This is a genomic window from Streptomyces niveus (assembly GCF_001723055.1).
In the GTDB taxonomy this organism is placed as follows: Bacteria; Actinomycetota; Actinomycetes; order Streptomycetales; family Streptomycetaceae; genus Streptomyces; species Streptomyces niveus.
The window spans coordinates 1-11689 of record NZ_MDCR01000254.1 but is presented as its reverse complement, the minus strand read 5'-3'; the positions used below and the strand labels follow the sequence as shown (position 1 = coordinate 11689).

Here is an 11689-nt window from a genome sequence, read left to right as displayed (position 1 = left end):
CGCCCAGGCCCGGCGCGGCCACGAGCTGCTGGTCGGCCTGGTCGGCGGCTGCGCGCTGGTGGCCGTCGGCGCCGCCGGCGTACTCGGCTTCTCCGACAGCCTGTGGGGCCAGCTGCTCGCCCTCGCCGTCGGTGTCGCGATGCTGATGCGCGCCCACCTCTTCAGCTACACGACGCAGGTCGGCTGCGCCCTCGCCGCGGGTCTCGGCGCCCTCGTACTGCTCGGACTCGGGCTCTGCCTCAACCCCCCGGAGGGACTGATCCGCGAGGCCCTGCGCGGCGACGGCACGGGTCTCGACATCCGTACGGTCTGGCTGACCGCCGCCATCGCCGGGATCGCCGCGTTGATCATCGCCATAGGACTGATCGTGCCGCGCAAGGGCGTCACACCCTTCTGGGGCCGCTTCCTGGAGATCGCCGAGTCCTTCGTACTACTGACGGTCGTCCCGCTCTGCCTGGCGGTGTTCGACGTCTACCACTCCATCCGTGCGTTGACGTCTTGACTGGCTGGTACGCTGTGTGACGGCCGTTTGTGTACGCGTTCCGGTCTGTCCGGAACCAGCGACCGAACATCATCGGCCGATCACCCCCGCCACCCGAGTAACCGAAGATCCCCAGCGAATTCGACCTGGGGCGCTCGATGGCCACGAAGACCCACGAGGAGTACGCGTGCCGCTTGCCGCCGCTACGAAGAAGCAGATCATGTCGGAGTTCGCCACCAAGGAAGGCGACACCGGCTCCCCCGAGGTCCAGGTCGCGATGCTCTCGCGCCGTATCTCGGACCTGACCGAGCACCTCAAGACGCACAAGCACGACCACCACTCGCGTCGCGGTCTGCTCATCCTGGTCGGCCAGCGCCGCCGCCTGCTGCAGTACCTGGCGAAGAAGGACATCCAGCGCTTCCGTGCGCTGGTCGACCGCCTGGGCATCCGCCGCGGTGCGGCCGGCGGCGCCAAGTAGTACGCCGTGAAGGGAGCGGTTCCCACACACCGGGAACCGCTCCCTTCGCCGTATGCGCACGAAGCTCAGTAACCTGTTCGCGGGAGCACATCCCCGGACACCGCTGAGAAGCACCACAGAAGCACCACGAGATCGACACACAACGCACCACCGAAGGCACCACCCACTGACGAGGGGGAGCGCCCCTCCGCCACCGCCGGTCCTCGGTAGTGGCCCCCGGAACGGCGCGGCGAACGCCGCCCGCGGCCCACGCCGCCGCCCCGGGAGCTTCGATCGAAGACCGGCCCGCAGGAGCGCTTCTCCGCCTGTCCCCCGCCACACGGGCGCGGGACGAAAGACGACAACGACGAGTATGGAGAACCACTGGTGGAGAACGAGACCCACTACGCCGAAGCCGTGATCGACAACGGCACGTTCGGCACCCGCACCATCCGCTTCGAGACGGGCCGCCTGGCCAAGCAGGCCGCCGGCTCCGCCGTCGCGTATCTGGACGACGACACCATGGTGTTGTCGGCCACCACCGCTTCCAAGAAGCCCAAGGACAACCTCGACTTCTTCCCCCTCACGGTGGACGTCGAGGAGCGGCAGTACGCGGCCGGCAAGATCCCCGGCTCCTTCTTCCGCCGCGAGGGCCGGCCCTCCGAGGACGCGATCCTCACCTGCCGCCTCATCGACCGGCCGCTGCGCCCCTCCTTCAAGAAGGGCCTGCGCAACGAGATCCAGATCGTCGAGACGATCATGGCGCTCAACCCCGACCACCTGTACGACGTGGTCGCGATCAACGCCGCCTCCTGCTCCACGCAGCTGGCCGGCCTGCCCTTCTCCGGCCCGATCGGCGGCACCCGTGTCGCCCTGATCAAGGGCCAGTGGGTCGCGTTCCCGACGCACACCGAGCTCGAGGACGCCGTCTTCGACATGGTGGTCGCCGGCCGCGTCCTGGAGGACGGCGACGTCGCGATCATGATGGTCGAGGCCGAGGCCACCACGAAGACCATCCAGCTCGTCGCCGACGGCGCCGACGCTCCCACCGAGGAGATCGTCGCCGCCGGACTGGAAGCCGCGAAGCCCTTCATCAAGGCGCTCTGCAAGGCCCAGGCCGACCTCGCCGCCAAGGCCGCCAAGCCCACCGGCGAGTTCCCGGTCTTCCTCGACTACCAGGACGACGTCCTGGAGGCCCTCACGGCCGCCGTGAAGAGCGAGCTGTCGCAGGCGCTCACCATCGCCGGCAAGCAGGACCGCGAGGCCGAGCTGGACCGCGTCAAGGAGCTCGCCGCCGAGAAGCTGCTCCCGCAGTTCGAGGGCCGTGAGAAGGAGATCTCCGGTGCGTACCGCGCGCTGACGAAGTCCCTGGTCCGCGAGCGCGTCATCAAGGACAAGGTCCGCATCGACGGCCGCGGCGTCACGGACATCCGTACGCTCGCCGCCGAGGTCGAGGCCATCCCGCGCGTGCACGGTTCCGCGCTGTTCGAGCGTGGCGAGACCCAGATCCTGGGCGTCACCACCCTCAACATGCTCCGCATGGAGCAGCAGTTGGACACCCTGTCGCCGGTGACGCGCAAGCGCTACATGCACAACTACAACTTCCCGCCGTACTCCGTCGGTGAGACCGGCCGCGTCGGTTCGCCGAAGCGCCGCGAGATCGGCCACGGGGCGCTCGCCGAGCGCGCCATCATGCCGGTGCTGCCGACGCGCGAGGAGTTCCCCTACGCGATCCGCCAGGTCTCCGAGGCGCTGGGCTCCAACGGCTCGACGTCCATGGGCTCGGTCTGCGCCTCCACCATGTCGCTGCTGAACGCCGGTGTGCCCCTCAAGGCCCCCGTCGCCGGTATCGCCATGGGCCTGATCTCCCAGGAGATCGACGGCAAGACGCACTACGTCGCCCTCACCGACATCCTCGGTGCGGAGGACGCCTTCGGCGACATGGACTTCAAGGTCGCCGGTACGAAGACGTTCGTCACCGCGCTCCAGCTCGACACCAAGCTCGACGGCATCCCCGCCTCGGTCCTGGCCGCCGCGCTGAAGCAGGCCCGCGACGCCCGCCTCCACATCCTCGATGTGATGAACGAGGCCATCGACGTCCCGGACGAGATGTCCCCGAACGCCCCGCGGATCATCACCGTCAAGATCCCGGTGGACAAGATCGGTGAGGTCATCGGCCCCAAGGGCAAGATGATCAACCAGATCCAGGAGGACACCGGCGCCGACATCACGATCGAGGACGACGGCACCATCTACATCGGTGCCGCCGACGGACCGGCCGCCGAGGCCGCCCGCGCCACGATCAACGGCATCGCCAACCCGACCATGCCGGAGGTCGGCGAGCGCTACCTGGGTACGGTCGTCAAGACCACCACCTTCGGCGCGTTCGTCTCGCTGCTCCCGGGCAAGGACGGTCTGCTGCACATCTCGCAGATCCGCAAGCTCGCCGGCGGCAAGCGCGTGGAGAACGTCGAGGACGTCCTCGGCGTCGGCCAGAAGGTCCAGGTCGAGATCGCCGAGATCGACCAGCGCGGCAAGCTCTCCCTGATCCCCGTGATCGAGGGCGAGGACGAAGAGAAGAACGACAAGCAGGACGACCAGAAGGACGAAGCCTCCCAGTGACGTTTCGTAGTTCCACGACGACGGCCCGCACCTCCTCGGAGGTACGGGCCGTCGCCCGTACCCAAACCCTCCTGGAGGGGCAGAACGGCATCGGCACCGTCCGCCGCACGACCCTCCCGGGCGGCCTGCGCGTCGTCACCGAGTCCCTGCCGTCCGTACGGTCGGCCACCTTCGGCATCTGGGTACAGGTCGGCTCGCGCGACGAGACGCCCACGCTCAACGGCGCCACGCACTACCTCGAACACCTCCTCTTCAAGGGCACCGCCAAGCGCAGCGCCCTCGACATCTCCTCCGCCATAGACGCGGTCGGCGGCGAGATGAACGCCTTCACGGCGAAGGAGTACACCTGCTACTACGCGCGCGTGCTCGACACCGACCTCCCCCTCGCGATCGACGTCGTGTGCGACATGCTCACGGGCTCGCTCATCGAGGCCGAGGACGTCGACGCGGAGCGGGGCGTCATCCTCGAAGAGATCGCCATGACCGAGGACGACCCGGGCGACTGCGTGCACGACCTCTTCTCCAAGACGATGTTCGGCGACACCCCGCTCGGCCGCCCCGTCCTGGGCACCGTCGACACCGTCAACGCCCTCGACCGCGCCCGGATCGCCCGCTTCTACAAGAAGCACTACGACCCGACGCACCTGGTCGTGGCCGCGGCGGGGAACGTCGACCACGACACCGTCGTACGACAGGTGAGCCGCGCCTTCGAGAAGGCCGGCGCCCTCTCCCGTACCGACGCCGTCCCCGTCGCCCCGCGCGAGGGCCGCCGCGACCTGCGCACCGCCGGCCGCGTCGACCTGCTGGACCGCAAGACGGAGCAGGCACACGTCGTCCTCGGCATGCCGGGGCTCTCCCGTACCGACGAGCGCCGCTGGGCCCTCGGGGTCCTCAGCACGGCTCTCGGCGGCGGCATGAGCTCCCGGCTCTTCCAGGAGGTACGGGAGAAGCGCGGCCTCGCCTACAGCGTGTACTCGTACACCTCGGGCTTCGCCGACTGCGGTCTCTTCGGCGTGTACGCGGGCTGCCGCCCCAGCCAGGTCCACGACGTGCTGAAGATCTGCCGCGACGGGCTCGACCAGATCGCCTCCGAAGGACTCAGCGACGAGGAGATCGGCCGCGCCGTCGGCCAGCTCTCCGGCTCCACCGTCCTCGGCCTGGAGGACACCGGCGCGCTGATGAACCGCATCGGCAAGAGCGAGCTGTGCTGGGGCACCCAGATGTCCGTGGACGACATGCTGGCGCGGATAGCGGCCGTCACTCCCGACGACGTGCGCGCGGTGGCACGCGACGTACTGGGGCAGCGCCCCTCGCTGTCGGTCATCGGCCCCCTCAAGGACAAGCAGGCGGACCGGCTCGACGAAGCGGTCTCCTGACCGCGCGTCCCCACCCCCGCCTCCTGAAGAAGGCAGAAGGAAGCAGAGCGATGAGCACCACACTGCGGGTGGCCGTTCTCGGCGCCAAGGGCCGGATCGGCTCCGAGGCCGTACGGGCCGTCGAAGCCGCCGACGACCTGGAACTGGTCGCCGCACTCGACCGGGACGACGAACTGGAAGCCCTCGCCGGCACGGGCGCCCAGGTCGCCGTCGAACTGACCTCGCCCTCCGCGGTGATGGGGAACCTGGACTTCCTCGTACGCCACGGCATCCACGCGGTCGTCGGCACCACCGGCTGGACCGACGACCGCCTGGCGCAACTGAGGGCGCTGCTGGCGGACTCCCCGGGGACGGGCGTGCTCGTCGCGCCCAACTTCTCCATCGGGGCCGTCCTCACGATGAAGTTCTCCCAGGCCGCGGCCCGCTACTTCGAGTCCGCCGAGGTGATCGAGCTCCACCACCCGAACAAGGTGGACGCCCCGTCGGGCACCGCCACCCGCACCGCCCAGCTGATCGCCGAGGCCCGCGCCGACGCCGGCTGCGCGCCCCAGCCCGACGCCACCGTCACGGCGCTGGACGGGGCACGCGGCGCGGACGTCGACGGTGTGCGAGTGCACTCCGTACGGCTCCGAGGACTGCTGGCCCACCAGGAGGTACTGCTCGGCGCGGAGGGGGAGACGCTCACCATCCGCCACGACTCCCTGCACCACAGCAGCTTCATGCCGGGGATCCTCCTCGGCGTCCGCCGCGTGGCCGGCACGCCGGGCCTCACCTACGGCCTGGAGCACTTCCTCGACCTGAACCTGCCGGGCTGACCGCCGTGCGCGCCAAGATCATGTACTACGTCATGGCGGCACTCCTCGTCGGCTACTTCGTCCTGGCCGGCGGCCGGGGCCTCGCGCTCATCGGCATCGGTACGCCGCTGACCGTCACCTTCGGGATCGCCGTGCTGGTACTGCCGGTCATCGGCGTCTGGTTCCTGTGGAAGAACACCCGGTTCGTCCTGCGGGCCAACCGGCTCGCCGCCGAGCTGGACGCCGAGGGCGGCCTGCCGGTGGACGAACTGGTGCGCACCGAGGGCGGCCGGGTGGACCGCGCGTCGGCGGACGCCGTCTTCGCCGCCCGGCGCGCCGAGACCGAGGACACCCCGGGGGACTGGCGCTGCTGGTTCCGCCTCGCGGTCGCCTACCGCGACGCGGGCGACACCCCACGCGCCCGCGAGGCGATGCGGCGCGCGATCGCGCTCCACGAGGTCACCCCGGCGACAGCCGCGCGCTGACACCCCGGGCGCCGCCGGCACCCAGCCGGGCCGCCGCTTGGACAACAACGCGGCCGGGGCGGGCGGTTCGACACCGTCGAACCGCCCGCCCCGGCCGGATCACTCAACTCGCGAACTACCTCAACTCGGGACTACGGGGCGCCGGTTCAGCCGCGCCGGTACTCGTCGCCCCACGCCTCGACGGAGTCCGCCGCCCGGTCGAAGGCCTCGGAGCGCGACAGGAAATCCGCGTTGTGATCGGTGAGCAGCAACCGCTTCTCGCCGTCGCCGAGTACGAGCAGAAGCGCCTGCCCCTGCACCGTCCGCGGCAGTCCCAGCCAGCGCACCGGCTGCTGCACCGTACGGATCTCCACGCCCTGGCTCCACGGCACGGTCCGGGTCATGAGCAGCCCCACACGCCGTACGCCGTGCCGGCTGACCCACGCGCCCACCCGCAGCAGCCGCAGCGCCGCGGCGATCATCACCAGCGAGATGCCGAGGCAGACGGCGGCGCCGGACACCGCCCCGGCGAACGCGATGATCATCGTTGCCAGCAGCACGAACGAGGCGAGCAGCAGTAGCAGCGCCGACGCGCCCACCCGCCACGGTCCGGGGCGGTAGGGGCGGCGCCAACGGTCGTGGTCGTCGAACGGGAGCGCGACATCATCACTGGTCGCGTCAAACGCACGGTCGGCCGTCAGGAAGGGCAGGGGCACGACTGATCCTCACTCACAAGCACGCTCGATCGGGCGGTGCTGGCTGAGGTTATCGAGGAGCACCCCGGCGCGACCACTCAGGGGGGCCGGACGGGTCAGCGGCCTTGGGACGCCTCGGACTGCTGCGCCTGTCCGGACGGCTGACCGGACTCGAGCGCGGGCAGCCCGAACAACAGCGAGCCCGCGAATCCGGCCGCGACGACGAGCCCGATGAGTGTGCGACTCATCAGCTCGGACCGGCTGATCCTTTGTCGGGGAGGTGGGGTGACATTGCTGCGGAAGCTGTCGGCCTCGGCGACGAATGCGAACGGGACGGCCTCACGCCGGCGGAACATGGGGGAGAACTCCTCGTGGTCTTGCGGTCTTGCGACGGGGTGGCTGGACGCGGTTGGACGATGACTGGACGGAAGTGGCGGCAGTTGGAGAAGTGGCTTCTCACCGCTACTGAGTCAGACGCGTGGGACGGCCGTTCGGTGCCCTATTTCGCCAAATTGACGAACAACCGCACGAAGTGCGCACGGGCGTCGGCGAAGGCCCACCCGCACGGGCACGAGCGTCGCCGGCGTTGTCAGTGCCTGGTCGTAGAGTGGGCGCCGCCCGACAGAACGCGACAGGAAGGACCCCCGCCGGTGAGTGAGACCCCCGCCGAGACCAAGCCCAGCTTCCGCAGTGAGGTGACCGTCGACCTGGTGAAGCACAGCGCGGGCGACTCCGACGTCCTCTGGGCCGCACGCGTCTCCACCGCGGGTGAGCAGTCCCTGGAAGAGCTCTCGAAGGACCCCGAGCGCTCGAAGGGCCTGATCAACTTCCTGATGCGCGACCGCCACGGCAGTCCTTTCGAGCACAACTCGATGACCTTCTTCATCAGCGCCCCGATCTTCGTGTTCCGCGAGTTCATGCGGCACCGCGTGGGCTGGTCCTACAACGAGGAATCCGGGCGCTACCGGGAGCTCCAGCCCGTCTTCTACGTCCCCGACGCCTCGCGCAAGCTCGTCCAGGAGGGCCGCCCGGGGAAGTACGTGTTCGTCGACGGCACCCAGGAGCAGCAGGACCTCACCGAGCGCGCGATGACGGAGTCGTACCGCCAGGCGTACGAGGCGTACCAGGAGATGCTGGCGGCCGGCGTCGCCCGTGAGGTGGCCCGCGCGGTCCTCCCGGTGGGCCTCTACTCGTCGATGTACGCGACGTGCAACGCACGCTCGCTGATGCACTTCCTCGGTCTGCGCACCCAGCACGAGGCGGCGAAGGTCCCGAGCTTCCCGCAGCGGGAGATCGAGATGGTCGGCGAGAAGATGGAGGAGCAGTGGGCCCGGCTCATGCCGCTCACGCACGCCGCCTTCAACGCCAACGGGCGGGTGGCACCGTAGGGCGCCGGAGGGGCCCCGCAGGGCTGTCACTGCGCACAGATGTACGGACCGGGCGCCCAGTGTCCGGATTGCGGCGTTTCGAGAAGTTCATCTAGGCTGATCAAACGGACCCGGCACTGCCTGAACCCCCGAGCAGTCAGTGCCGGGCTCCGTACACCGCACTCAGGGGAGCGTTTCCCCCGAGTGACCGGGCGGCTCCCAAGCCCCGCACCACCCCAGAGCCCGCATCCGCACCGCGGGTCCCCGACCTGCCCGTGTGCCCCCGAGGGGACACGCCGAGCCGAGCAACGAGTAGCGTGTTACCCATGGCTCCGATCTCCACTCCGCAGACCCCCTTCGGGCGGGTCCTCACCGCCATGGTCACGCCCTTCACGGCGGACGGCGCACTCGATCTCGACGGCGCCCAGCGACTCGCCTCGCATCTGGTGGACTCAGGCAACGACGGCCTGATCATCAACGGCACCACCGGCGAGTCCCCGACCACCAGCGACGCGGAGAAAGATCAGCTCGTACGGGCCGTCCTGGAGGCGGTCGGACACCGGGCACACGTCGTCGCGGGCATCGGCACGAACGACACCCGGCACAGCATCGAACTCGCCCGCACCGCCGAGCGCACCGGCGCACACGGCCTCCTCGCTGTGACCCCGTACTACAACAAGCCCCCGCAGGAAGGCCTCTTCCAGCACTTCACGGCCATCGCCGACGCCACAGGCCTGCCGGTGATGCTGTACGACATCCCGGGCCGAAGCGGCGTCCCCATCGACACCGAGACACTCATCCGTCTCGCCCAGCACCCGCGTATCGTCGCCAACAAGGACGCCAAGGGAGACCTCGGCCGAGCGAGCTGGGTCATCGCCCAGAGCGGCCTCCCCTGGTACTCGGGCGACGACATGCTCAACCTCCCGCTCCTCGCGGTCGGCGCCATCGGCTTCGTCTCCGTCGTCGGCCACGTGGTCACACCGGAGCTGCGCGCCATGCTCGACGCGCACATCACCGGAGACGTCCAGAAGGCCACGGAGATCCACCAGAAGCTGCTCCCCGTCTTCACCGGCATGTTCCGTACGCAGGGAGTCATCACCACCAAGGCGGCGCTCACCCTGCAGAAGCTGCCGGCCGGACCGCTGCGACTCCCGCTCGTCGAGCTCACGGAGCACGAGACGGCCCAGCTCAAGATCGATCTCGCGGCCGGTGGGGTAGAGCTGTAGTCGAGGCCTCGCCTCCACGAACACGATTCATGAACCAGGTTTCATGAATGCCGAAGGTTTTGAACGACATATCGAACTTCACAACTGAATAACCGAACACACCGAGTGCTGGGCGTTCCGCCCGCTCGGACACCAAGCAAGTGCAACAGCAAGTGCACGAATGTCACGCGCGCCACGTGCCTCTGCGGCACGTGGCGCGCGTGGTGAGGAGAGTCTTTTGAGTCATCCGCATCCCGAACTCGGCGCCCCGCCGAAGCTGCCCAAGGGCGGCCTGCGCGTCACCCCGCTCGGTGGCCTGGGCGAAATCGGCCGCAACATGACGGTCTTCGAATACAACGGCCGGCTGCTGATCGTCGACTGCGGCGTCCTCTTCCCCGAAGAGGAACAGCCGGGCATCGACCTGATCCTGCCGGACTTCACCACCATCAGGGACCGCCTCGACGACATCGAGGGGATCGTCCTCACGCACGGCCACGAGGACCACATCGGTGGCGTCCCCTTCCTGCTCCGCCTGAAGGCGGACATCCCGCTCATCGGCTCCAAGCTGACCCTCGCCCTGATCGAGGCCAAGCTCCAGGAGCACCGCATCCGCCCGTACACCCTCGAAGTGACCGAGGGCCACCGCGAGCGGATCGGCCCGTTCGACTGCGAGTTCGTCGCGGTCAACCACTCGATCCCGGACGCGCTGGCCGTCGCCATCCGCACCCCCGCGGGAATGGTCGTCCACACCGGCGACTTCAAGATGGACCAGCTCCCGCTGGACCGCCGGCTGACCGACCTGCCGACCTTCGCCAGACTCGGCGAGGAAGGCATCGATCTGCTGCTCTCCGATTCGACCAACGCCGAGGTGCCGGGCTTCGTCCCGCCCGAGCGGGACATCTCGAACGTCCTGCGGCAGGTCTTCGGCAGCGCACAGAAGCGGATCATCGTGGCGAGCTTCGCCAGCCACGTCCACCGCATCCAGCAGATCCTCGACGCCGCCCACGAGTACGGCCGCAGAGTCGCGTTCGTCGGCCGCTCGATGGTCAGGAACATGGGCATCGCCCGGGATCTCGGCTACCTCAAGGTCCCGGCCGGCCTCGTCGTCGACGTCAAGACACTCGACGACCTCCCGGACAGCGAGGTCGTCCTCGTCTGCACCGGCTCCCAGGGCGAACCGATGGCCGCCCTCTCGCGCATGGCGAACCGCGACCATCAGATCCGTATCGTCCCCGGCGACACGGTGATCCTGGCGTCGTCCCTCATCCCGGGCAACGAGAACGCGGTCTACCGCGTGATCAACGGCCTGACCCGCTGGGGCGCGAACGTCGTCCACAAGGGCAACGCCAAGGTCCACGTCTCGGGCCACGCCTCCGCCGGCGAGCTCCTGTACTTCTACAACATCTGCAAGCCGAAGAACCTGATGCCGGTCCACGGCGAATGGCGCCATCTGCGCGCCAACGCCGAACTCGGCGCACTGACGGGCGTCCCGAAGGACCACATCGTCATCGCCGAGGACGGAGTGGTCGTCGACCTGGTCGACGGCAAGGCCAGGATCGTGGGCAAGGTCCAGGCGGGTTACGTGTACGTCGACGGCCTCTCGGTCGGCGACGTGACCGAGACCTCCCTCAAGGACCGCCGCATCCTCGGCGACGAGGGCATCATCTCCGTGTTCCTGGTGGTGGATTCGACGACCGGCAAGGTCGTGGGCGGCCCGCACATCCAGGCACGGGGCTCCGGCATCGAGGACTCCGCGTTCGCCGCCGTCATCCCGAAGATCGAGGAGATCATCGGCAAGTCGGCCTCGGACGGAGTCGCCGAGCCCCACCAACTCCAGCAGCTGGTGCGGCGATCGGTGGGCAAGTGGGTGTCCGACACCTACCGCCGGCGCCCGATGATCCTGCCTGTGGTGGTCGAGGTCTGACCTCGACCCGACCTCAACACCGGAGCGGGGCCCCCGATTTGCTTCGGGAGCCCCGCTCCAGTAGGTTTACGGCTCCACCTGGACGGGAACGCCGAGGCACTCACGTGCCGGGAGCGGCACACCGGACCGGGTGGGAATTTCGACTCAGAATCTCTGATAAAGTCGGATTCGCCGAAAGGGAAACGCGAAAGCGGATAACTTAAAGCGGTCCCGCTGACTGGGAATCAGGCGCCGAAAGGTTCTGATAGAGTCGGAAACGCAAGACAGCAACACAGCAAGAACTGAAGGGAAGCCCGGAGGAAAG

10 protein-coding genes and 1 pseudogene are annotated in these 11689 nt (G+C 68.8%); 9 read left to right on the top strand and 2 right to left on the bottom strand.

Going from position 1 to position 11689, the window contains the following annotated elements; all coding sequences use genetic code 11:
• The 6 genes and pseudogenes from BHU15_RS26310 to BHU15_RS26285 all read left to right on the top strand — a co-directional run.
• Positions 1–502 (top strand): annotated as a pseudogene (locus tag BHU15_RS26310) (type VII secretion integral membrane protein EccD); the annotation flags it as partial.
• 166 nt (positions 503–668) lie between these two features.
• A complete protein-coding gene (rpsO, locus tag BHU15_RS26305; protein WP_023538273.1) occupies positions 669–959 on the top strand; it encodes a 30S ribosomal protein S15 in 291 nt (96 codons plus the stop codon).
• 366 nt (positions 960–1325) lie between these two features.
• Positions 1326–3560, top strand: coding sequence for a polyribonucleotide nucleotidyltransferase (locus BHU15_RS26300; RefSeq protein WP_069629450.1), 2235 nt, complete (start codon positions 1326–1328; stop codon positions 3558–3560).
• The gene (locus tag BHU15_RS26295) at positions 3557–4936 is read left to right on the top strand and encodes a M16 family metallopeptidase (RefSeq protein ID WP_069629449.1); all 1380 of its coding nucleotides are present in this window, start codon (positions 3557–3559) and stop codon (positions 4934–4936) included. Before BHU15_RS26300 ends, BHU15_RS26295 begins: the two co-directional genes overlap by 4 nt.
• Positions 4937–4986: 50 nt before the next feature.
• On the top strand, positions 4987–5751 hold the full coding sequence (gene dapB, locus BHU15_RS26290) for a 4-hydroxy-tetrahydrodipicolinate reductase (protein WP_069629448.1): 765 nt from the start codon (positions 4987–4989) through the stop codon (positions 5749–5751).
• A 5-nt stretch (positions 5752–5756) separates the two neighbouring features.
• Positions 5757–6215 carry a tetratricopeptide repeat protein gene (locus BHU15_RS26285; protein WP_023538269.1) on the top strand — a complete coding sequence of 153 codons (459 nt, stop codon included), beginning with the start codon at positions 5757–5759 and terminating at the stop codon, positions 6213–6215.
• A gap of 146 nt (positions 6216–6361) precedes the next feature.
• Here BHU15_RS26285 and BHU15_RS26280 read toward each other — a convergent pair whose 3' ends face one another.
• Positions 6362–6910: an SCO5741 family PH domain-containing membrane protein gene (locus tag BHU15_RS26280; RefSeq protein WP_023538268.1), complete on the bottom strand. Its 549-nt coding sequence runs from the start codon at positions 6908–6910 to the stop codon at positions 6362–6364.
• Between the two features lie 95 nt (positions 6911–7005).
• Positions 7006–7245, bottom strand: coding sequence for a hypothetical protein (locus BHU15_RS26275; RefSeq protein ID WP_023538267.1), 240 nt, complete (start codon positions 7243–7245; stop codon positions 7006–7008).
• A 294-nt stretch (positions 7246–7539) separates the two neighbouring features.
• Between BHU15_RS26275 and thyX the strand changes: the two genes are divergently transcribed.
• The 3 genes from thyX to BHU15_RS26260 all read left to right on the top strand — a co-directional run bounded on the left by thyX (position 7540) and on the right by BHU15_RS26260 (position 11385).
• Positions 7540–8277, top strand: a complete 738-nt coding sequence (gene thyX, locus BHU15_RS26270) for an FAD-dependent thymidylate synthase (RefSeq protein WP_069629447.1) — start codon at positions 7540–7542, stop codon at positions 8275–8277.
• A gap of 305 nt (positions 8278–8582) precedes the next feature.
• Positions 8583–9482, top strand: coding sequence for a 4-hydroxy-tetrahydrodipicolinate synthase (gene dapA / locus BHU15_RS26265; RefSeq protein ID WP_023538265.1), 900 nt, complete (start codon positions 8583–8585; stop codon positions 9480–9482).
• Between the two features lie 217 nt (positions 9483–9699).
• A complete protein-coding gene (locus BHU15_RS26260) occupies positions 9700–11385 on the top strand; it encodes a ribonuclease J (protein ID WP_069629446.1) in 1686 nt (561 codons plus the stop codon).
• Positions 11386–11689 lie beyond the last annotated feature (304 nt).